Source organism: Idiomarina sp. OXR-189 (assembly GCF_034373425.1).
Lineage (GTDB): Bacteria > Pseudomonadota > Gammaproteobacteria > Enterobacterales > Alteromonadaceae > Idiomarina > Idiomarina zobellii.
Window position 1 is genome coordinate 1,889,093 of record NZ_CP139706.1, and the last position, 23,129, is coordinate 1,912,221.

Sequence of the window (23,129 nt, forward strand, 5' to 3'; positions counted from 1 at the left end):
AACGGTTACCAGAGAAGAAGTGGTGGAGCCAAGCGGGATCGAACCGCTGACCTCCTGCGTGCAAGGCAGGCGCTCTCCCAGCTGAGCTATGGCCCCGTTGTGGGCTTTCGACCACCCCCGATAAGGGTGTTTCAAGCGAGGGCAAGGCGGAAGCCGAGGAAGTGTACACCAGTACACGACGAGGTTTCCAACGCAGCCATCGCGCAGAAATGGTGGGTCTGGGCAGACTTGAACTGCCGACCTCACCCTTATCAGGGGTGCGCTCTAACCAGCTGAGCTACAGACCCAGTTTTCTTCTCTTCTAATATCAAGCCTGCAAACTGTGTGAGCACTCACGTCCGTTCGCAATAATGTAAGGAGGTGATCCAGCCGCAGGTTCCCCTACGGCTACCTTGTTACGACTTCACCCCAGTCATGAACCACACCGTGGTGATCGTTCTCCCGAAGGTTAAACTAACCACTTCTGGTGCAGCCCACTCCCATGGTGTGACGGGCGGTGTGTACAAGGCCCGGGAACGTATTCACCGTGGCATTCTGATCCACGATTACTAGCGATTCCGACTTCATGGAGTCGAGTTGCAGACTCCAATCCGGACTACGACGCACTTTATGAGATTCGCTTACCTTCGCAGGTTCGCTGCCCTTTGTATGCGCCATTGTAGCACGTGTGTAGCCCATCCCGTAAGGGCCATGATGACTTGACGTCGTCCCCACCTTCCTCCGGTTTATCACCGGCAGTCTCCCCAGAGTTCCCACCATTATGTGCTGGCAACTAAGGATAAGGGTTGCGCTCGTTGCGGGACTTAACCCAACATCTCACAACACGAGCTGACGACAGCCATGCAGCACCTGTCTCAGTGTTCCCGAAGGCACTAATCCATCTCTGGAAAATTCACTGGATGTCAAGGGATGGTAAGGTTCTTCGCGTTGCATCGAATTAAACCACATGCTCCACCGCTTGTGCGGGCCCCCGTCAATTCATTTGAGTTTTAACCTTGCGGCCGTACTCCCCAGGCGGTCAACTTAGTGCGTTAGCTGCGTTACTCACGTCTTAATGACACGAACAACTAGTTGACATCGTTTACGGCGTGGACTACCAGGGTATCTAATCCTGTTTGCTCCCCACGCTTTCGTACCTCAGCGTCAGTCTCTGACCAGGTGGCCGCCTTCGCCACCGGTATTCCTTCCAATATCTACGCATTTCACCGCTACACTGGAAATTCTACCACCCTCTTCAGGACTCTAGCGTGCCAGTTCTAAATGCTATTCCCAGGTTGAGCCCGGGGCTTTCACATCTAGCTTAACACACCGCCTACGTACGCTTTACGCCCAGTAATTCCGATTAACGCTTGCACCCTCCGTATTACCGCGGCTGCTGGCACGGAGTTAGCCGGTGCTTCTTCTGTGGCTAACGTCAACTGTGATAGCTATTAACTATCACCCTTTCCTCACCACTGAAAGTGCTTTACAACCCGAAGGCCTTCTTCACACACGCGGCATGGCTGCATCAGGGTTTCCCCCATTGTGCAATATTCCCCACTGCTGCCTCCCGTAGGAGTCTGGGCCGTGTCTCAGTCCCAGTGTGGCTGATCATCCTCTCAGAACAGCTAGGGATCGTCGCCTTGGTGAGCCTTTACCCCACCAACTAGCTAATCCCGCTTGGGCTCATCTTTAGGTGTGAGGCCCGAAGGTCCCCCACTTTGGTCCGTAGACATTATGCGGTATTAGCCACCGTTTCCAGTGGTTGTCCCCCGCCTAAAGGCAAATTCCCAAGTCTTACTCACCCGTCCGCCGCTCGTCAGCAGAGAAGCAAGCTTCTCTCTGTTACCGCTCGACTTGCATGTGTTAGGCCTGCCGCCAGCGTTCAATCTGAGCCATGATCAAACTCTTCAATTAAAAGTAGTTCAATCAACTCAATGAATTACGCGTTTTTGCTTAGCTTCATTAATGAAACCTTGCTGAACACTCATTCAAAAGTTGCAATACATATTTCTGTTTTGCGTAACTTCTGCAAGTGCCCACACAGTTTGCTTGGCTTGATATAGTTGTTAAAGAGCGTTGCTTCTTCCGAAGCAGGGAGGCGTATTCTACACGTCCCGATGATTTCGTCAACCTCTTTTTCTGGACTTTTTGCCCGGCTGACAAAACCGCCGTTGTCCGACTCAACTCAGCGAGTATCTCGTGACAACGGCGGCGAATTATAGAGATCTTTTGTGGCCTTTCAAGATCTTTTTTAAGAAAAATGATCGCTTGCCTAGATCATAATCAATTTGATGATTTAATCGTCTTTATCAGACTCTTTTTTCTGCTTCTTATCAGCATCGCCGTCTTGGTTAAAGTCAGCATCATCCTCGTCGTCATCTCCAACGACATGCTCTAACTTCAGTTTTTTCACATTTTTAATGGTGAATACTGGCCCAGACAGGGCGTATAGAAAGAAAATAGAGAACAAAACTAAAGATGGTTGAGTAGCAACAACAACGAAAGCCAATACAATCACTAATATAACTAAGAAGGAGACTTTTCCCTTCCAGTCTACATCTTTAAAAGAGTGGTAACGGAAGTTTGTTACCATCAATAAGCCAGCACAAATAGTAATAATGGCTGCAATGCCGCCAATATCAGAACCTTCAATACCGTATTCAGAGCCCACCCAAACTAAGCCGGAGACTATCGCGGCCGCGCTTGGAATAGCTAACCCCTGAAAGTAACGTTTATCAGAAGAGCCTAAATTCGTATTAAATCGTGCAAGTCGTAACGCTCCACCAGCAACAAATATAAATGCAGCCAACCAACCTAACTTACCTAAGTCAGCAAGTGCATAGTTATACATCACAAGCGCCGGAGCCATACCAAAGGAAACGATATCCGCCATGCTGTCAAACTCAGCCCCAAAATCACTTTCGGTATTGGTCATTCTGGCTACACGTCCGTCAAGCCCATCAAAAATCATCGCAATAAAAATCGCAACGGCCGCTTCGACAAAACGCTCGTTCATCGAGGCAACAATGGCATAGAAACCAGAAAACAAACCTGCCGTAGTGAATAAGTTTGGCAGTAAGTAAATACCCCGGCGTTTGCCGTTAGTATTTGAACTATCGTTACTCATGCAAAAACACTCTTAGTTATTAATAGAAAGTGAACAGGTTATCACAACAAGGCTTCGGGTAGGAAATCCCCGAGCCTTGTTGCCTCTGTTACTGACTAATCACTAGCGCTTCATTCTCAACACTGACTTTTATCGGTTTAGCAGGTTGAATCTCTCCGGATAAGATTTTCTGCGCTAACGGATTCTCAAGTTCATGTTGAATCGCTCTTTTCAGAGGTCGCGCCCCAAATACCGGATCAAACCCTGTACGAGCCAGATGCGCTAACGCATCATCATCGACTTCAATCTCAAAGTCTTTCTCTTCCAGGCGCTTAAACAGCAGCTGTAACTGGAATTGAGCAATCGAGCGTATCTCAGCTTCACCCAATGGATGGAATACCACGGTGTCATCAACCCGGTTAATAAACTCAGGTCTGAAATGACGCCCTAATACTTCCATGACTTCCGCTTTCATTTGTTCGTACGTATGCTCTTTCGCATGCTCTTGTATGAGATCAGAGCCCAAGTTCGATGTCATAATAATCACGGTATTTTTAAAATCGACCGTACGACCCTGTCCATCTGTTAAACGACCATCGTCCAATACCTGAAGCAATATGTTGAATACATCCGGATGGGCTTTCTCTACTTCGTCAAGCAAGATGACAGAATATGGCTTGCGACGCACCGCTTCCGTTAAATAACCCCCTTCTTCATAACCTACATAACCCGGAGGTGCACCAACTAAGCGAGCTACTGAGTGCTTCTCCATAAACTCAGACATATCAATTCGAACCATCGCTTCGTCTGTATCGAACATAAAATTCGCCAACGCTTTGGACAACTCAGTTTTCCCCACACCGGTTGGACCCAGGAATAAAAATGAGCCTATAGGTCTGTTTGGATCACCCAAGCCCGCGCGCGAACGACGAATGGCATTTGCGACTGCCTCGACCGCTTCGTTTTGTCCGACAACACGATTATGCAGGTTATCTTCCATATGAATGAGTTTTTCACGCTCACCCTCAAGCATTCTTGCAACAGGAATACCGGTCCAACGAGACAGTACATCGGCAATCTCTTCATCGGTTACGCGGTTTTTCAGCAAGCTCATGTCCTGCATTTCGGCCTGCAACGCTAAGTCTAATTGACGTTCCAGTTCCGGAATACGTCCATACTGAAGCTCCGACATACGGTTCAAGTCTCCCGCTCGACGGGCGATATCCATGTCTGTGCGTGCCTGCTCAAGCTGAGCTTTAATATGCTGCGTGCCCTGAACCGCTGCTTTCTCGGTATTCCATACTTCTTCCAACTCTTTGTATTTACGCTCCTGATCGTCCAGCTCTTCGTGCAGAGTATCTAAACGTTTTTTACTGGCGTCATCTTTTTCTTTCTGCAGCGCCTGACGCTCTAACTTCAACTGAATAATGCGACGCTCTAGCCGATCTAAATCCTCTGGTTTAGAGTCAATTTGCATACGGATACTTGAAGCCGCCTCGTCAATTAAATCGATAGCTTTATCGGGCAGCTTGCGATCACTAATATAACGATGCGATAAAGATGCTGCTGCAACTATTGCAGGGTCAGTTATCTCTACCGAATGATGCAGCTCATAACGCTCTTTCAAGCCTCGCAAAATCGCAATGGTGTCTTCTACGGTTGGCTCATCGACCAAGACTTTCTGGAAGCGACGTTCTAAAGCGGCGTCTTTCTCAATATATTGGCGGTATTCATCTAATGTTGTTGCACCGACGCAATGAAGTTCGCCACGCGCAAGCGCCGGTTTCAGCATGTTGCCTGCGTCCATTGCACCTTCAGCCTTACCGGCACCGACCATAGTATGCAGCTCATCAATAAAGAGGATGATTCGGCCTTCTTCTTTCGACAGCTCGTTCAATACTGCTTTTAATCGTTCTTCAAATTCACCGCGGAACTTCGCCCCCGCTAAAAGAGAACCTAAATCGAGCGATAACACTCGCTTATGTTTTAAGCCTTCAGGCACTTCCCCATTAACAATGCGTTGCGCTAACCCCTCAACAATTGCCGTTTTACCGACACCAGGTTCACCAATCAGTACCGGGTTATTCTTGGTACGACGCTGCAACACCTGGATAGTCCGGCGGATTTCTTCGTCACGACCAATCACGGGATCGAGCTTCCCTTGTTCAGCGCGCTCTGTTAAATCAATCGTATATTTATCGAGAGCCTGGCGTTGCTCTTCAGCGTTCGGATCATCTACTTTTTGACCATCTCGAATATCATTAATCGCTTTTTCCAGCGCATCTCGCTTTATGCCCTGCGCTTTAAATATTTCACCCAACTTGCCCTTGTCTTCTGTTGCGGCTAGCAAAAAGAGTTCAGAAGAAATATAAGAATCATTACGCTTCTGTGCGTATTTGTCGCACAAATTGAGTAACTGTGCAGTCGCCTGAGAAAGCTGGACGTCCCCACCGGTACCTTCCACTTGCGGCAATGCATCCAAGGCTTTGGACAAGCTTGCTCTGAATTGTGGGATATCGATACCCAACATCGTAAATAATGGACGGACTGAGCCGCCATTCTGGTCTAGCAATGCCTGCATTAAGTGCACAGGCTCAATAAATTGGTGATCACGACCCAGCGCTATAGATTGCGCATCGGCAATCGCCATTTGAAATTTACTGGTAAATTTATCGTGTCTCATGGTACTCCCTCGTTTAAATCTTTCGTTGATTTAAATGTGGGTACTTTTTGGGCGTTTTCAAGTTTTTAGCGATTATTTTCGCCAAATAATTGACGCAAATCGGGCTGCGGCTTTTTCCTTACGCCAGGAGTACCATAATTCAGAGTGGGTCACAGTACATTCATTGCTTTGAGTAATGGCGGTAATCCCAAACTGGCGGCAAATCATTTCCGCAATGCCTGACAAGTCCGCTAACCACTTTGCGCCGTAAGCTTTAAAAAACGGTTTTGCGTCAGAGTTAATCGAAACAAACGCATCAAAAACATCCTGCCCCACTTCAAACGAATCAGGGCCAATCGCTGGGCCTATCCAAACACTTAACCCCGATGGATCCGTAGAGAACTTTTCTAATGCGTTTTCCAACACGCCATCTGCCAAACCTCGCCATCCAGCATGAATCGCCGCTATTTCTTTTCCATCGGAGGAGCAAATAAGAATAGGCAGACAGTCTGCGGTCAATACCGCACATACACTGCCCGGCTGCGAACTATAAGCAGCATCCGCTATGCTTGTTTTAAATGGCCATGACAACACATTACTCGTATGTTGTTGCTGCAGCCACACCACGGAATGGGGTAACGACAATTCACGCTCTAAACGCCGGCGTCTCAACAGTACGGCAGCAGGATCGTCTCCAACATGGACCGCCAGATTGCCAAACGCCCTTGTTGTAATTGCAACACCAACATTGTCAGGCAGCGTCCAATTAGGATGAAAAACGTTTTGCGTCACGCTTCAACTCTTCAATTAAATACTCAAAATCGTCCGGACGGTCAACGTGGAACTCAAACCATTCACCCGTAATGGGATGATGTAACCCCAGAGAAGCAGCGTGCAAAGCTTGCCGGTTAAAGTTTCTCAAAGTTTGTAAGAATTCATCATCGGCTTGTTTCGGCGGGCGCGGACGGCCTCCATAGGTTAAATCGCCAACCAGCGGATGTTTGATATGTGCCATGTGCACACGAATTTGATGCGTTCGCCCTGATTCCAGACGCAAGCGCAACAAGGTGTGAGCTCGATAGCGGTCTAACACTCGATAATGAGTCACTGCGGGCTTTCCGGACTGAACCACGGCCATGTGTGTACGTTTAGTTGGGTGCCGGCCAATAGGCTCGTCGACCATTCCGCCTGCGGTCATAACGCCATTACACACAGCCTCATACTCGCGTGTAATTTCACGTGCCTGCATCATCGACACTAATTGTGTCTGCGCAGGCACAGTACGCGCAACCACCATCAACCCGGTTGTATCCTTGTCCAACCGGTGAATGATACCGGCTCGTGGTACCAAGTCGAGTTGTGGATCATAGTGCAGCAAACCATTCAATAGCGTTCTATCCGGCGCTCCAGCCCCCGGATGAACAACTAGGCCAGCCGGCTTATTAATCACCAAGATGTCATCATCCTGATAGACAATATCCAGTTCCACCGGCTGCGGGATATGACGCTCTTCACTTTCAATTTCAGCATCCACAGCCACTAACATGCCGGTCTCGACTTTCTCGCGGGGCTTTTTAACGACCTCGGCATCAACCGAAACCTTCTCCTCGGTTATCCACCCTTTTAAACGAGAGCGAGAATAGTCCGGGAACAACTCAGCAAGTGCCTGGTCTAATCGTTTTCCTGTTAATGACTCAGGAACAATAGCTTCTAATTCAATACGTTTATTCATATATTCGGTTTCGACTGTCAAAGCCTTAAAGGCTGCGTTAGAATGCAAGAATATGCTAGTGTAACGGTTTGCCCGTGCAGCGCCAAAAAAATATAGGGAATACTGCTAAATATGTTAAGTAAACAACTCGGCCGACACATTGTATTATCCACAGCTCTTTGCTTTATGGCTGTTGGTTGTTCGAGCCAACCTGACGAAGAACAACAAGTTGCTAAAACCCAAATTGAGTCACTTTACGAGCAAGCTCGTGAAAGTATGGCGGCAGGTAACTTTAATTTAGCTCAAGAGCAGCTGTCGAATCTGAACCGACGCTTCCCGTTTGGTCCTTACGCGCACCAGGTGCAACTCGACCTTATTTACTTGCACTACAAGTTAGATAACACAGAAGAAGCACTAGCCGCGATTGATCGCTTTATTAGCCTTAATCCGAATCATAAAGACATTGATTACGCCATGTATATGCGTGGTCTGGTCAACCAGCGCGCTGAGCACAACGGTATTCATGCAATGTTTGGCGTTGACCGCTCTGACCGCGACTCTTCAATGGCTGAAGAAGCGTTTAAGGACTTTGCAGAATTAGTTCGCAAATACCCGGACAGTGAATATGCGGCCGATGCAAAAAAACGGTTAGTCGCTATAAAGAGTCGTCTGGCGAAAAAAGAATTAGCTGTTGCTCAGTATTATATGGATCGCCAAGCTTATTTAGCGGCGGCCAATCGAGGGCGCTACATTCTGGAGCACTTTTCTGACACGCCAGAAGTGGAAAACGCTTTAGCGATGATGGTAGAAAGTTACGATCAGTTAGATTTACCAGAGTTACGCGAAGACGCTTTGAAAGTGTTAAGAGCTAACTTCCCGGGGAATCAGTTAGTCAGCAATTAATGAGAAAGGCGCGGTTGTTTAAACCGCGTCTTCATTTTCCTCACCGGTTCGAATGCGAATGACTCGTTCAATATCGGTAATGAAGATTTTGCCATCACCTATTTTGCCGGTTTGAGCCGTTTCCATAATAGCTTCTATGCAACGTTCGACATCATCATCGCCAACCACCACTTCTAATTTTACCTTTGGCAAGAAGTCGACCATATACTCTGCACCACGATACAGCTCAGTATGGCCTTTCTGACGACCGAAGCCTTTAACCTCAGATACAGTCATGCCGGCAATACCGACTTCTGACAATGCTTCTCTCACATCATCAAGCTTGAAAGGTTTTATAATGGCTTCAACTTTTTTCATAACGCTTCCCTATTGCCCTTGTCGTTGCAATTCATAGCGATAATGACTGGTAATAGGATAACGGCGATCTTTACCGAAGTTTCTTGGTGTCACTTTCGGACCAACTGCCGACTGACGCCGTTTGTATTCGTTCAGGTCGACCAATCGAACCACCCGGCGAACATCTTCTTCGCTAAACCCTGCAGCAACAATATCTGTTACTGACCAGTCTCTCTCTACATACAATGCCAGAATTCGGTCTAAATCGCCATAGTCAGGCAACGAGTCTGAATCGACTTGATCCGGCGCTAATTCCGCTGAAGGCGGACGGTCTATCACTCGCTGAGGGATACAGTCGCCTAATGTGTTTCGATATTCAGCCAACTGATACACCAACAATTTAGGCACATCCTTTATCGGCGCGAAGCCTCCGCACATATCTCCATAAAGCGTTGCATAACCCACAGCCATTTCACTTTTATTACCCGTCGTCAGCACCAACGACCCGGTTTTATTCGACAGCGCCATAAGTAACACACCACGACAACGTGATTGTAAGTTTTCTTCCGTTGTATCGGTTTCCGCGCCTTTAAAAAGCGGCGTTAATTGCTGCATGAACTGATCGAACATTGGCTCAATAGGCACTGAGTCATATTGAACGCCAAGCGTATGCGCCTGCTTTTCAGCGTCTTCAAGACTCATGTCCGAGGTATACCGGAAAGGCATCATCACGGCCTGAACTTTATCGGCACCCAACGCATCAACAGCGATAGCTAGGGTTAATGCCGAATCAATACCGCCAGACAAGCCTAACACGACACCTGGGAATCCATTTTTCGTGACATAATCTCTAACAGCTAAAACCAGAGCGTCATACACATTGGCTAAGTCATTTTGCGACTCACGTGGAGGATAGGTCTCACAATGAAGTTTCCCGTTTTTATAACTCAAACTTGTTAGCGTTGTATGACAATGCGGCAGCTCGGCCAGCAATTGACCATCGTCATCCATCACAACAGAATGTCCATCGAAAACCAGCTCGTCTTGTCCACCACAGTTATTCAAGTACACAATGGGCTTGGACGACTCCGATACGCGTTGTCTCAATACACCCAAACGTTGCTCATGCTTATTCAGCTCATAAGGCGACGCGTTTATCGATAAGACAAAATCAATATCGTCTTCAGCCAATCGTTGTAATGGCTCGGGATGCCACAAATCTTCACATATTTGTAGGCCAATGCGGACGCCGTGCCACTCAAACACCTGACTTTCATGACCCGGAATAAAGTAACGCTGCTCGTCAAACACACCATGATTAGGTAAACGCTGCTTGAAGTAACGTAATAAGCATTCACCGCGATGCAGCACCGACATGGCATTAAAAAGTTCGCCACCAACATGCTGTGGGTGTCCGACAATAACCACACAGTCAGACGCTGCTGCGCTAATTTGCTCCACGGCGTTGTCGACAGCCTGACTTAAATCGTTTCTTAACAGTAAGTCTTCTGGCGGGTACCCCGTAATGGCCAACTCAGGGAACACGATAATGTCGTGTTGCTGACCCTGCTCACGAATGGTTTTTAAAATTAATGCGGTATTGTTGTGAATTGCGCCAACGGTAAAGTCCAGTTGCGCTAGGCACAAATTAAGTTCAGCCATAACTGCTTCCAATTTAACCACTGCCGACATCGGCACGAATGGTGGCGAATGATATAGCAGCGCTGTTAGTAGCGCAAATCTTCGGGAATTGGTGACTCGCTGTCAGGCTTTTTCGGACGTTTCGCCTGACCTTGCTTAAACAGGCGCAACTGATACACATAGGCAAGAATTTGTGCGACAGCAACAAACAGCCCCTGCGGAATTTCTTTCTCCAGCTCCGTAGTGTGGTAAACAGAGCGCGCCAATGCGGGCGACTGCACTAATGGAATATCATACTCCAAAGCAATTTCACGAATTTTCGCCGCTGTCTCGTCAGTACCTTTCGCTAACAGCACAGGCGCTTGCGAGCCTCCGTCTTCATATTTTAGCGCCACCGCATAATGCGTCGGGTTGGTAACGACCACATCGGCTTTAGGCACTTCCTGCATCATGCGGCGATTCGCCATTTCCATCTGCAAGCGACGAATACGACCTTTGACTTCCGGACTCCCCTCTGTGTCTTTATGCTCGTCTTTCACTTCCTGCTTGGTCATGCGCAAGTCTTTATTGTGTTTCCACAACTGAAACGGCGCATCAATCACCACAATCAAAAAGATTGAGCAACACAGTAATAAGAACATCCACAGCAAGATATCCAAAGCGTGAGCCATCATATTCGGCATTTGACCCATCGACATTTGCAGAATATCGACAAACTGCCACTTCAATAAGAAGAATGCCGAAACGGCAACAACTGAGAATTTAGCTATCGCTTTAACAAGCTCTACCAATGCCTGAATACCGAACATGCGCTTAAAGCCATTAAGGGGGTTCATGCGACTGAACTTAGGCGCCATAGCTTTGGCCGAGAAGGAAATACCACCCAGCCAGCTGTTCCCGAAAAAGGTCGCCACTAAAACAAAGGCGAAAATAATCAGTACCGGCCACATGATAAAGCCGAAGGCAATACCAAAGGCTTCGTAAATTTTGGTGGTATCAAAGGCCTGCTGACGATCGATAGTAAACATCGTTTGGAAGACGCTGCGGGCGCCCTCATACAGCCAGTCCCCAAACCACATAAAAGCAATGGCGGCGCTCACCAGTACAAACGCCGTACCCATTTCTTTGGAGCGCGCAACCTGGCCCTTCTCGCGGGCCTGCTGTTTTCGTCGCTCCGTGGGGTCTTCTGTGCGTTCCTGATCAGTCTCTGCCATTACTCTCTACCTTATCCCGGAGTCTAGCTACACTGAGAGCCAATAACTGTGCACATCACGTCAATTGCACGTTGCCATTGGTTTTCAAAATGGAAAATAAAGCCGCCCATGGTGAGCCATAGTACGACTAAGCCACTTACCATAGTAATTGGAAAGCCTATTGCGAAAATATTAAGCTGCGGCGCTGCTCTTGTCATTACGCCAAAGCTGAGGTTAATCAGCAGTATCGCAATAACACCAGAAAGCATAGCGGCCAGGGCTGCTGAAAACATAACGGAACCATATTCCGCTATTGCCATGAATGCATCAGCATCCAGCCCTGTCATGCCTACGGGAATAGCATCGAAGCTGGCCATGATCATGTGGATCATCAGTAAATGACCATCGAAAGCCAGAAAAACCAAACTCGCAAGCATCAAGAAAAACTGTGCAATAACCGGTACTTGCTGACCATTGGTTGGATCCACCATCGAGGCAAAACCCAAACCAATCTGCATCGCAATGACCTGACCACCAAGCACGAATATTTGCAGGAAAAGCAGCGATACCAACCCCAAGGCTACGCCAATAACCACTTGTTGTGCGGTCACTAAAAAACCACCCACTGATGTCATTTCAACACCAGTCGACACCTCAGGTAATGCAGGGGAAACCGCCAGTATGATGGCTAACGACAGGAAAACTTTAATACGCGCGTTAACCAGAGTGCCGGAAAATAGCGCCATACTGCCTATCATGGCGGAGACCCGTGTTAACGGCCAGAGATGTTGCTCCAGCCACTCCAGAACGACAGAAGTGACCAGATCCATTAGCCAACCACTTCAGGGATCCGGTTAAACATTTCGATGGTAAAATCCATCACTGTTTCAGTCAGGAAGTGCCCTCCGAGACCGATAACAGCGAGCGTCACTAGTAAACGAGGTAAGAAACTTAAGGTTTGTTCGTTAATTGAGGTGGCGGCCTGAAAAACAGCAACCACTAACCCGATCAACAGCCCGGGCAAAATGATAAATGCCACCATGATAACGATGGTTTTCAGCGCTTCCTGAAAAATATCCAAAAACATTTCTGGTGACATAGGTCCTCCTAAACCCCAAAACTTCCGGCCAACGTACTCATAGTCAGACTCCAGCCATCAACCAATACAAATAACATAAGCTTAAAAGGCAGTGACACAATCATTGGCGATAACATCATCATACCCATGGCCATAAGAACACTGGCGACCACTAAGTCGATGATTAGGAATGGAATAAACAGCATAAAGCCAATTTGGAAGGCCGTCTTTAGCTCTGAGGTAATAAAAGACGGGATCAAAATAGACATCGGCACGTCTTCTGGTGCTTCAATGCCCTCTTCACCTGAAATATCAATAAAAGTTTCCAGGTCAGTTAACCGTGTTTGCGCCAGCATAAAAGCTTTTAACGGTGCTTTTGCTCGGTCAACGGCTTCCAGTGACTGAATTTCTTCATTCATGTAGGGCTGCAAAGCTTTATCATTAATTTCATTCAGCACCGGCGACATAATGAAAAAACTTAAAAACAATGCAATACCCAATAACACCTGATTCGACGGAGACTGTTGCAAGCCTATAGCCTGACGAAGTATCGCCAGAACAATAATGATTCGGGTGAAGGACGTCATCATAATGACCATTGCCGGTATAAACGTCAGCGCGGTCATTATAGCGAGAATTTGCAGCGTTACTGAGTACTCCTGAGTGCCGTCAGGATTAGTTTTGACGGTCACCGCGGAAAGATCCTGCCAGGCTAAAGCTTGCTCAGGTATCAGCAAAAACGCCGTAAATAATATGAGATACCACCAGCGGTTCATTGTTCTTGTTTTCCTTCCAGGTTGATATCGGACGGTAGTTCTTTTAAACAGTCAATGCGCTGCTGGGTAACACCTAACAACAGTTTTTCGCCCCCAACATCGACAATGACCAAGCGCTCTTTGGCGCCTAAGGACACGCTACTTAGCACTTTCATACCCGAAGCGCCCTGAAATTTCAGGTTAAACCGTTTTAACAGTGACGCCAATACAACAATGACCACTAAAACGGCAAAAAGCGCCAATACCATGGCGCCTATATCATTACCGGACACTATTGCTTTTTGCTCGGTTTGGGCAAGTGCCGTCACCGGCAGCGCCAGCAAACTAACGAAGCTTGCGAATACGCTCAATTTGACTAATAACATCGGTTAATCGTATCCCGAATTTATCATTAACAACAACCACTTCGCCGTGCGCAATCAAGGTACCGTTCACCAAAACATCCAAAGGTTCCCCAGCAACACGCTCTAATTCAACAACTGAGCCCTGATTCAGCTGAAGTAAGTTACGAATGCTTATTTGGCTACGCCCTACTTCCATTGAAATAGTGACCGGAATATCAAGAATTGCATCCAGTTTACGCTTCTCTTCTTCACCAACCGGCGCATCTTCGTTAAGCTCTTCCAGCTCTGCGGTTTGCACGTTGTCCATGCCTGAATGACTGGCATTACTTGGCTTTTCGCTTTCCGATGCATCGCCCTCTGAAGACTCTTCATCTTCTGCAGCTGCCTGTTCAGCCATTGCTGCTTCCCAGTCATCCATATCTTTATCGTCGTTACTCATTTTGCAACCTCACTTTCTAAGCAGCAATTATTATAAATCAATGTCTTCTTCTAACTGTTGAAGCTCAGCATCTCCGCCTATTCGGCGACCACCACGCGTCAACATGTGAATATCAGATTTGACTGTTTCCGGACGTTTAATTTTATCCGAAATTTTCAACGCCACATTGTCTCTTGAACGCCCCATCTTCGCATGGAACGTCGGTAAGTCTTCTATCAGAACGGTTAAATCATCCGGCACTTCCAGAGGAATAACGTCGCCTTCCTGCAAGTCCATAACTTCCCGTAGCGACATTTCGGTTTCCGCCAATTTGGCAATCATTTCAACGGGAACGTCCATAATTTCATCACGCAGCGCTTTGCTCCAGCGCATATCGGTGTCTTCTTTATCCGACTGAACACCTGCGTCTAGCAGTTCTCGGATAGGCTCAAGCATGGAGTACGGTAAGGCAATATGGAAGTCTCCACCACCACCATCAAGCTCAATATGGAACGAACTTATGACAATAACTTCTGTCGGACTCACAATGTTAGCCATGGCCGGGTTTACTTCTGAATCCAGATACTCAAAGCCGACATCCATGACCGGAGCCCAAGCTTCTTTATAGTCCTCAAAGACCAACTTCAGCAGCATTTGAATAATGCGGCGTTCAGTCGGCGTAAACTCACGACCTTCTATTTTTGCATGATAACGACCATCGCCACCGAAGAAATTGTCGACCAAAATAAAGACCAGACGAGCTTCCATAGTTATCAGCGCAGTACCTTTAAGCGGACGAAAACGCACCATGTTCAAACTCGTTGGAACAAACAGTGTATGCACATACTCGCCGAATTTAATCATTTGCACACCGTTAATGGAGACCTCGGCAGTACGACGCATCATATTGAATAAGCTTACGCGCATATGACGAGCGAACCGTTCATTAACGATTTCGAGAGTTGGCATACGCCCACGAACAATTCGGTCTTGCGACGAAAAGTCATAGTCGAGCGCATCCGCCGAGGCTTCTTGCCCCTCCGAACCCTCTTCTTCTACGTCGTCAACGCCGTGTAAGAGTGCGTCAATTTCGTCTTGTGATAGTAAGTCGCTCACAGCCATAGTTGCTCACTTATTGCATTACCAAACTGGTAAATAAAACTTGTTCGACGACTGGTTTCCCGGCCACTTCCTGAAGTGCATCTCGCACTTCCGTTAACGCTAATTCGCGCAATTGCCCTTTGCCTTCCGCCGTTTTTAATCGGTCTGCCGTCGATGATGAGAACACTTCATGTAACGTGCCTTCAATCAACGGGATATGTTTTTTCGCCAGCTCTTCGTTTTCCTCACCGCGTACCATTAATTGCGCCTTTATCTGCACCGTCCGCTCTCTTGAGTCTCCAGGTACAATAAACACAAATGGACGCGGCATACCAACATACAGCGCATTGCCAATTTCAGGAGCTGACGCATTCTCAAAATCATTACTTGTCTGCTCCGGCGCGCGCTCTGGCGCTTGTTCATTCGACGAAGTTCCGCCAAAGAGCCACAGGACCAATACAACTGTAGAAATCAGTACCAAGCCTATAACGCCGAACAGTATCAGCTTTTTCTTCTTACCGCCTTTGCCTTCCTGCTCTTCGTTTTGCTCTGTATTGTTTTCTGTATTCTGCTCTTCAGCCATCTTGCTTTCCTTGGGTCAACGCTATATCGGTCTTTATGTTGTTACTATAGCCTGAATAGGCCTCCAACGTCACCGTTATACGTAAAAATCCACGCGGCCATCAGTCACAACCTGACCATCCTGCAAGGCAATTTCCGACTCCTGCGTCCAGTGTTCAGCTTCCGATCCTGAGGCATTTTCACCGTCGCCTGTACCACTACCATCCCTAGCCTGCTCACCGACCTGAGTATCCGCTAAGTTCAGGCCTTGCTGCTCCATCATTTCCCGCAAACGCGGCATTGCCGATTCTATCGCTTCTCGGGCTTGCGCATTTTGCACCTGGAACTGAACCGTTGTCTGCTCACCGCTCACGTTCACTCGTATCTGTACGTTACCAAGTTCAGGCGGGTCAAGCCGTATATCAGCCCGCTGAATGTTTTTGCTCATCATAATATTGATGCGCTCTTGCAGCTTTTGTGACGCTTCAGTCTGCTGCAAATCTAACGGTCTTTGCAGTGCCTGCAAAGTATTCGCCGAACTGCTTTCTGATGCTGCTACAGTGCCTTGAGCCGTCGACACCATTTGGCCTTGTATTGCTTTGGCGGCTCCAGCATCAGACAATGCATCGACTGTATTTCTGAACGCTTGATTCACCTGGGCATTTTCGGCCGTTTTAGTCGCCAACTCACCATCAGGTTTCGACGCTTTGTCGCCTTTTACCTGACCTTCAGCGGCAAGCTCAGCTTTAGTATTTTTATCCGCTTTCGCTAACTGCTCGGCCCTGGACTCACTTGGACCTTTGTTTGAGTCTGTCGCGCTTATCGCAAATTCCGCTTTACCAGACTTCGCATCAGTCGAAGCTCCTACCGCCGATGCCTTATCACTACTTTGTTTCAGTGTTTGTCTTAAATCGGCAATCAGTTGTTCTGCTTTAGTCGCCTGTTCTTTCGTCAGGGATTCTTTATTACCAGACGCCCCCGCCATTAACTGACGAAGCTCAGCCATTAATTGCTCTAAGTTGCCACGTTCTTTGCCCGTAAGCGCCTTAGCATCCGTATTGCCGTTCTCTTTCAGCGCCGCTAACTGGGATTCCAGTTGTTTCATTAACTGCGCAGGATCAGAACTTTTTTGTGACTCCTGCTTAGATTCAGTTACAACGTCTCGTAGCGCAGCCAACAATGCATGTGATACCTGCCTGGCATCCGACTGTTTATTGGTGTCTTTCCCTGCAGCAATATTCTCTGACAATGCTTTATCTTTACCAACCAACAATTTATCCGCATCGGACTTAGGCATCATGGGTTCAAGTAATTGCACAATGAACTTTTGATCGGCTGCATCTGCCCCCCCTTTGGCAATCGCATTTAATTGCTCCATCAACTGCTGTTTCTGCTCGTCGGTCATTTTTGCCAACACACTTTCGGCAAGACTTTGCCGCTCTTCAGCCGAGAGTTCTTTTTGGTCACCTTGCTGATGACTGAGTTTATCCACAAATACAGCCAGTAACTCTTCGAGGTCAGCGTTGCTCAGTTCGATATCACCAGTTTTCTCCAGCTGCGTTTCATCAATACTGACCACCGCAGTAACCTCATCGGCCGATAACTCTGCCTCTCCCTCTTCGCTGGACACTTCGGCCATTTGCTGCTGCATTTCCCGCAGTAACTCAAACATATTCCTCTCGACCGGCCCGCCAACATTACGACGCCCTTCATCAGCTATCGCCTTCTTGATACTGGTTTGCTCCGGTGTCAGCTTTACTTGCTGGAACTCTTTGCCTTTCTCGGTTTGTTGCATCATCAAACGAGAAAACTCGCCTTCCGCGCTATCGCCTGCGCCAAGAGAAAGCTCTTTCCCCAAAGCTTTGCCACCCGCTTTGCCGCCGGTGCGGACAAAGTTTTCCGTTGATTCTGTTAAATTCAGCAGCTGTTGCATAGTTTCATGTCCTGAATAACTGACTTGCTCAAAATAAAGCAAGAAGCGTTCCAACTATTTGCGTCAGGCTTTTTTATCCCGAATAAAGCGTTGACTGGAAAAGTCGTCCAAATTCTTTTGCTCTTTGCGTGCTCGCACCTTTTGCTCACGCTTTTCTTTTTCTTTAATCAGGTGCTCGATAGACTCTCGTTTTCGACGCTGCGCCAACCACCGCTCTTTACGCTGAGCCAACACCTGCTGCAACTTAACAACTTCGTGGTGCAATTGTTCAACACCCTCATCGAGCTTGCCAACAAACGCATGGTATTGGCTCACCTGCATCGACTGAATGCCGCCCTGCCCCCGCTGCTGTAGCTGATTCAAGTAGTCGAGTCGGTATTTTGACATGCCGTCCAGTCGCATCTGGTTATCCTGAACCTGCTGTTGCACCTCAGCAAAGTCTTTTGCGGTTTTATCTTCACGCTGCTGTTCTAAATCCAGTAGCATTTTTAGTTGGCTTAATTCGGCCATTTATCTAGCTACCGGCTGACTGTTGCTGGTTCGGATGAATTAATTGATTCAGTTCCAACAAGCTCTCATCGTAGCTAACCACCTGTTTCATTGGCTGTTGAAGAAACTGAGCTACTTTTGGCTGCATTGCAATGGCTTGATCAATCGCCGGATCACTTCCGCGGGTATAGGCGCCAATAGAGATAAGATCTCGGTTACGACGATAATTCGAATACCACTGACGCACCTGAATGGCTTGTTTCATGTGCTCTTCAGAAACCACTTGCGGCATCACCCGGCTAATGGAAGCTTCAACATCAATGGCCGGGTAGTGACCGGAATCTGCCAGCTCACGGTTTAAAACGATGTGTCCATCAAGAATGGCTCGCGCTGAGTCCGCAATCGGATCCTGCAAGTCATCACCTTCGGTTAAAACAGTATAAAACGCCGTGACAGAGCCTTGCCCGTCGCCGCCGTTACCCGCACGCTCGACAAGTGCTGGCAATTTGGCAAATACAGACGGTGGATAGCCCTTGGTTGCCGGAGGCTCACCAACTGCCAGCGCGATTTCACGTTGTGCCATGGCGTAACGAGTGAGTGAGTCCATTAGCAGCAAAACGTTTAAACCTTGGTCACGGAAATACTCCGCTACTTGTGCTGCCGTTTCACAACCGCGCAAACGAATAAGGGGAGACTGGTCAGCCGGAGCGGCGATAACCACGGCTTTTTCCAAACCTTCCTCACCCAGTATCTCTTCAATAAACTCTTTGACCTCACGACCCCGCTCACCAATCAGACCAACAACAATGACATCAGCGTTAGTGCCTCGGGTCATCATGCCAAGCAACACACTTTTGCCAACACCACTGCCGGCAAACAGACCCATACGCTGCCCCTGCCCGACGGTTAAGCAAGCATTAATTGCTGTCACACCAACATCCAGTGGTTGTTTTACCTGGCGGCGATTCAATGGGTTCATGGGTTTGCTACGGTAGGTTTTGCCGTCAGAAAAAATAGGGCCTTTGCCGTCGAGTGGCTCTCCACGGGCGTCAATAACCCGTCCGAGTAACTCCATGCCTAACGGCAGTTGGTTCTTCCGGCTCAGGGGGCGTACGCGAGCACCGGGAACCACGCCTAACGCGTCCTCCGTTGGCATTAAATAACTAATATTACCTTCAAAGCCCACCACTTCGGCCTCAATGTCGCCACCGGCGGCTTCCACCGCAACGCTGGAGCCCACAGGCGCACGGCAACCAACAGCTTCAAACATTAGCCCCACAACGCGAGTTAAATAGCCCGATACCGCCACCGACGGCTTTTCAATGCGCTGACGCTTTTTTCGAAGTTCTTGAATCAGTGTCTCTGATGCGCCCATCGGTTACCCCTTAACGCGGCTGAAAACATCTTCCATACGAGTCTCTAAACTGTAATCTATGGTCGAGCTCTCAGTCGTCACACGACAACCGCCGCGCTCCAGCAATTCGTCTTTGTTCAGCAACCAGCCTTTTTCTTTCAGCTCAGACTCACTGTAAACAGACTCAATAAGCTCTATGTCGTCTGGGTTTAAGTGTATAACCACTCGCTGATCGGTGACTGGTAATACCGATACTGCCTCGCGAACGGCATTGACTATCATATCTTTCGAGTGCTCAGCCGCATCCAGACAAATGACACGGGTCAGTTCGCTGACCATATCAACGAGCTCTTCCTGCACCGCTTCGGTAATACGTTCATTCGGCGTCGACAAACTTTGTAGCAAAGCATCAAGCTTTGTTCGTTGTTCTTCTATAACCTCGTTACCGGCCGCTATACCTTCTTCTTTACCGGCTGCAACACCTTCTTCTTTGCCGGCTTCATAGCCTTCGTCGTAGCCTTTTTTAATACCGTCTGTGCGACCGTTTTCAAAACCTTCCTGATACCCCTCGTCGCGAGCCGCCTGACGAATTTCTTCCAGCTGTTCAGCGGTTAACGGCTGCAACTCTTCTTCGTCATTGTCGTCCGCTTCCGGCGGCTCATACTGCCACCGTCTTGGTTTGTTTAACGCATTTACCTGGGACCCTTCGCGCAGTTCCTGCGAGGTCATGTCCGGCAAGTCCCAGTGACTGAAATGCGTATTGTCGTCGCGGTTGTCGCTCATACAACTTTAATCCTTATAGGAACTCTTCACCGCCGCCACCGCCAAGCATCATCTCGCCAGCGTCAGCTAATCGACGGGCCGCCGCCAGAATGTCTTTCTGCGCTGCTTCTACGTCACTAATACGTATAGGGCCCATGGCTTCAAGATCATCACGCAGCATATCGCCGGCACGCTTCGACATATTCTTGAAAATTTTCTCCTGAACGGCTTCGTCTGCGCCTTTCATTGCTTTTTGCAACGTTTCGCCCTCGACCTCACGCAGCAAGGTTTGAATACCACGGTCGTCGACATCCACCAGGTTTTCGAAAACAAACATCAAGTCCTGAATGTTCTGGCTCATCTCTTCGTCCTGCTCACGGATAGAGTCCATCAACTGGCCTTCGATATTGGTGTCCAGGTAGTTCATGATATTCGCTGCCGCTTTCAGGCCGCCCATCTTCGCTGCCTGAGCGCCTGCCTGACCCGCGAACTGTTTCTCCATAATCTCGTTCAACTCTTGCAGTGCTGCTGGTTGAACTTCTTCTAAGTTGGCAATGCGCATCATTAGGTCTAAGCGAACCTTCTCCGGGAACTGCGCCATAATTTCGGCGCTTTGCTCAGGGTCAAGATACGACAGAACAATAGTCTGAATTTGCGGGTGTTCGTTACGAATAATGGTGGCAACCTGCTTCGAGTCCATCCACTTCAATGAGTCGAGGCCTTTCGAGCCGCCGCCCATGACAATTTGCTCTATCAGGTTACCGGCTTTGTCTTCACCCAGCGCTGAGGTCAGTGCCTTACGCACAAACTCTTCACTCTTGAAACCAATATTGGTGAACTTCTGAATCTCTTCCAGGAACAAGTGGTGAACAGCGTTGACTTTGTCCTGGTTGAAATCTTCCAGACTTGCCATGGCCATACCCACCTTCTGTACCTGCTTAGGCTCAAGGTGCTTCAGAATTTGTGCTGCGTCTTCTTCAGAAAGACTCAGCAGCAATATAGCCGCTTTTTCAACGCCCTCAAGGGAGTTCACATCGAACTCAACCTTGCCGCGCTTGGTTTTCATCTCTTGATCAGGCATCTTCGTTCAACCATGCTTTGACAACTTGCGAAGACAGTTCAGGCTCGTTGGCAACCAGCGCTCGAACCGCTTTCAGCAAGTCTTCATCTTTATGCAAGTCAGGTAATTGCAGACTTCCGTCAGCACCAAACCCGACCGCACTCTCATCAAACTGCGAGGATAACAGATCAATGGTTTCATCGCCCATTGCTTCTTCGCCTTCAAATAGGGCTTCTGCATCGTCCTCGACATCCGCTTCAGGATTCATCAGTTTCTTAAGCATCGGACGAACAACGGCTAATATCAAGACCATAATAACCAGTGCGCCCATGACTAAGCGGAATGCACGCCAGAACCAAGGCTCTTCCCACAAAGGCGTTTCACCGTCACCAACCTGCGGCAATTGAGCAAAGGGTACAGACACCACTTCCAATGCATCGCCACGGTTAATATTGAAACCTAAACCACCTTGCAGCAAGCGGCGAATATTGGCGAGCTCTTCCGCACTGCGCGCTTGTTGTTGTGCCTCACCACCTTCACCAGTGACTTGCTCATGGTTCACGGCAACCGAAACGCTCAAGCGCTCGATAGTACCGGTTTGGTTTCTTGTGTGTGTAATTGAGTTATCCAGCTCATAGTTACGTGTCGCTTCACGGTGACTACTGCCATTCACAGAGCCGCCGGCACTGCCTGGCCCCGCCTCTTCCGGTATATCCGACTCCAGTGGAGGCTGGTTGGTTAACGCGCCCGGAATACCGCCAATAGGACTACCTGTAGAACGATTTTCTACGGTCATTTCACTGCGAATCGCCGGCATATCAGGGTTAAACTGGCGCTGCGTTGATTCACGCTGAGTGAAGTCCATAGTGACATCCACCTGCGCCGTATAGTTGTCATAACCCAGCACTGGAATCAGAATACTGTCAATTTTTTCTAAATATTCTGCTTCGCGTTTTTGTTCAATTTGATATTCGCGCGAGCTTTTAGCAGCCAGTGCACTTTGCGAACCAGAATTTAATAAACGGCCGGCCTGATCGGTAACGGTGACATGCTCGGTGCTTAAACCTGTAACCGAAGAAGCCACCATGTCGACAATCGACGCGACTTCTTCTTCGCTCAATGACGTACCGCCCCGAACATTCAGCATAACCGACGCTTTTGGCTGCTTCTCACGGCGGGCAAAAACGTTCTGCTTAGGTACAGCCAGCAGCACGCGCGCGGCTGATATCTTTTTCATCTCTTCAATAGCACGGGCTAACTGTACTTCGCGAGAGTGAATTAAGCGCTCTCTTTCCAGACGCTGACTGACACCAAAGCCCGGTTCGCTCATTAAAATTTCAGAGCCATCTGACTCAGCATTGCCATAGCTGACACCCGCACGAGTCAACTCTAACTTTATCGCATCGTATTTTTCTTCAGGCACAGAAACCGTATTGCCGTTCACTTTATAGTCAATGCCATTGGCATCCATATAGTCCAGCGTGCTGACTAACTCTTCGGTTTCCAGCTTACCCAAAGGGCGATAGGTCGGCTCTTGCGCCCACAGCATAATGAATACGGCAATAGCAACACAGATAGCCAGTGCCAGTACCACAATAACCTGGCGCAGCATGTCAAAGTTGCCCAGCATATCCATAATGCCGGATTTCTCATTGCCTTCACCCGAAGCGCCTGTGTCCGGAGAGTCCGGAAGTGCATTGTCCTGCACCATTAAGTCTG

21 protein-coding genes, 2 tRNA genes and 1 rRNA gene are annotated in these 23,129 nt (G+C 48.3%); 1 reads left to right on the forward strand and 23 read right to left on the reverse strand.

The genetic code is table 11. The features are described from left to right. Positions 1–20 precede the first annotated feature (20 nt). The 7 genes from UM402_RS09365 to rluD all read right to left on the reverse strand — a co-directional run bounded on the left by UM402_RS09365 (position 21) and on the right by rluD (position 7,482). Positions 21–96: transfer RNA gene (locus tag UM402_RS09365), tRNA-Ala, on the reverse strand. Between the two features lie 114 nt (positions 97–210). Next, positions 211–287, reverse strand: a tRNA-Ile gene (locus tag UM402_RS09370). 66 nt (positions 288–353) lie between these two features. Then, positions 354–1,896: ribosomal RNA gene (locus tag UM402_RS09375) — 16S ribosomal RNA — on the reverse strand. 382 nt (positions 1,897–2,278) lie between these two features. Beyond that, entirely contained in the window at positions 2,279–3,109 is an 831-nt protein-coding gene (gene pssA, locus UM402_RS09380; protein WP_058577412.1) for a CDP-diacylglycerol--serine O-phosphatidyltransferase, read from the reverse strand. Positions 3,110–3,197: 88 nt separating this feature from the next. Further along, positions 3,198–5,771 carry an ATP-dependent chaperone ClpB gene (gene clpB, locus UM402_RS09385; protein ID WP_058577411.1) on the reverse strand — a complete coding sequence of 858 codons (2,574 nt, stop codon included), beginning with the start codon at positions 5,769–5,771 and terminating at the stop codon, positions 3,198–3,200. A gap of 72 nt (positions 5,772–5,843) precedes the next feature. Then, complete coding sequence (gene pgeF / locus UM402_RS09390) at positions 5,844–6,542, reverse strand: peptidoglycan editing factor PgeF (protein WP_058577410.1); 699 nt, start codon at positions 6,540–6,542, stop codon at positions 5,844–5,846. Beyond that, on the reverse strand, positions 6,517–7,482 hold the full coding sequence (gene rluD / locus UM402_RS09395) for a 23S rRNA pseudouridine(1911/1915/1917) synthase RluD (RefSeq protein ID WP_058577409.1): 966 nt from the start codon (positions 7,480–7,482) through the stop codon (positions 6,517–6,519). Before rluD ends, pgeF begins: the two co-directional genes overlap by 26 nt. Before the next feature lie 111 nt (positions 7,483–7,593). Between rluD and UM402_RS09400 the strand changes: the two genes are divergently transcribed. Continuing rightward, a complete protein-coding gene (locus tag UM402_RS09400; protein WP_053954018.1) occupies positions 7,594–8,364 on the forward strand; it encodes an outer membrane protein assembly factor BamD in 771 nt (256 codons plus the stop codon). Positions 8,365–8,382: 18 nt separating this feature from the next. Here UM402_RS09400 and glnB read toward each other — a convergent pair whose 3' ends face one another. The 16 genes from glnB to fliF form a co-directional block, all read right to left on the reverse strand. Beyond that, positions 8,383–8,721, reverse strand: coding sequence for a nitrogen regulatory protein P-II (glnB, locus tag UM402_RS09405; RefSeq protein WP_053954019.1), 339 nt, complete (start codon positions 8,719–8,721; stop codon positions 8,383–8,385). A gap of 9 nt (positions 8,722–8,730) precedes the next feature. Further along, positions 8,731–10,362: an NAD+ synthase gene (locus tag UM402_RS09410; RefSeq protein ID WP_058577408.1), complete on the reverse strand. Its 1,632-nt coding sequence runs from the start codon at positions 10,360–10,362 to the stop codon at positions 8,731–8,733. A 65-nt stretch (positions 10,363–10,427) separates the two neighbouring features. After that, entirely contained in the window at positions 10,428–11,555 is a 1,128-nt protein-coding gene (flhB, locus tag UM402_RS09415; protein ID WP_058577407.1) for a flagellar biosynthesis protein FlhB, read from the reverse strand. A 23-nt stretch (positions 11,556–11,578) separates the two neighbouring features. Further along, positions 11,579–12,364, reverse strand: a complete 786-nt coding sequence (fliR, locus tag UM402_RS09420; protein ID WP_058577406.1) for a flagellar biosynthetic protein FliR — start codon at positions 12,362–12,364, stop codon at positions 11,579–11,581. Beyond that, positions 12,364–12,633 carry a flagellar biosynthesis protein FliQ gene (gene fliQ, locus UM402_RS09425; protein WP_058577405.1) on the reverse strand — a complete coding sequence of 90 codons (270 nt, stop codon included), beginning with the start codon at positions 12,631–12,633 and terminating at the stop codon, positions 12,364–12,366. Before fliQ ends, fliR begins: the two co-directional genes overlap by 1 nt. Positions 12,634–12,641: 8 nt before the next feature. Continuing rightward, positions 12,642–13,388 (reverse strand): flagellar type III secretion system pore protein FliP, encoded by a 747-nt coding sequence (gene fliP / locus UM402_RS09430; protein WP_058577404.1) that lies wholly within the window; start codon positions 13,386–13,388, stop codon positions 12,642–12,644. Further along, complete coding sequence (fliO, locus tag UM402_RS09435) at positions 13,385–13,753, reverse strand: flagellar biosynthetic protein FliO (protein ID WP_286911494.1); 369 nt, start codon at positions 13,751–13,753, stop codon at positions 13,385–13,387. Before fliO ends, fliP begins: the two co-directional genes overlap by 4 nt. Continuing rightward, positions 13,713–14,171 carry a flagellar motor switch protein FliN gene (gene fliN / locus UM402_RS09440; protein WP_053954025.1) on the reverse strand — a complete coding sequence of 153 codons (459 nt, stop codon included), beginning with the start codon at positions 14,169–14,171 and terminating at the stop codon, positions 13,713–13,715. The genes fliO and fliN overlap by 41 nt, the downstream gene beginning before the upstream one ends. A gap of 30 nt (positions 14,172–14,201) precedes the next feature. Further along, on the reverse strand, positions 14,202–15,266 hold the full coding sequence (gene fliM / locus UM402_RS09445; RefSeq protein ID WP_058577414.1) for a flagellar motor switch protein FliM: 1,065 nt from the start codon (positions 15,264–15,266) through the stop codon (positions 14,202–14,204). Between the two features lie 16 nt (positions 15,267–15,282). Then, positions 15,283–15,834: a flagellar basal body-associated protein FliL gene (fliL, locus tag UM402_RS09450; protein WP_058577402.1), complete on the reverse strand. Its 552-nt coding sequence runs from the start codon at positions 15,832–15,834 to the stop codon at positions 15,283–15,285. Between the two features lie 75 nt (positions 15,835–15,909). Next, positions 15,910–17,745: a flagellar hook-length control protein FliK gene (locus tag UM402_RS09455; RefSeq protein ID WP_058577401.1), complete on the reverse strand. Its 1,836-nt coding sequence runs from the start codon at positions 17,743–17,745 to the stop codon at positions 15,910–15,912. 63 nt (positions 17,746–17,808) lie between these two features. Then, on the reverse strand, positions 17,809–18,255 hold the full coding sequence (gene fliJ / locus UM402_RS09460) for a flagellar export protein FliJ (protein ID WP_058577400.1): 447 nt from the start codon (positions 18,253–18,255) through the stop codon (positions 17,809–17,811). 4 nt (positions 18,256–18,259) lie between these two features. After that, positions 18,260–19,609, reverse strand: a complete 1,350-nt coding sequence (gene fliI / locus UM402_RS09465) for a flagellar protein export ATPase FliI (protein WP_058577399.1) — start codon at positions 19,607–19,609, stop codon at positions 18,260–18,262. Between the two features lie 3 nt (positions 19,610–19,612). Further along, a complete protein-coding gene (fliH, locus tag UM402_RS09470) occupies positions 19,613–20,371 on the reverse strand; it encodes a flagellar assembly protein FliH (RefSeq protein WP_058577398.1) in 759 nt (252 codons plus the stop codon). A 13-nt stretch (positions 20,372–20,384) separates the two neighbouring features. Then, complete coding sequence (fliG, locus tag UM402_RS09475; RefSeq protein WP_058577397.1) at positions 20,385–21,431, reverse strand: flagellar motor switch protein FliG; 1,047 nt, start codon at positions 21,429–21,431, stop codon at positions 20,385–20,387. Continuing rightward, positions 21,424–23,121 (reverse strand): flagellar basal-body MS-ring/collar protein FliF, encoded by a 1,698-nt coding sequence (fliF, locus tag UM402_RS09480; RefSeq protein WP_416182887.1) that lies wholly within the window; start codon positions 23,119–23,121, stop codon positions 21,424–21,426. The genes fliG and fliF overlap by 8 nt, the downstream gene beginning before the upstream one ends. Positions 23,122–23,129: the final 8 nt, after the last annotated feature.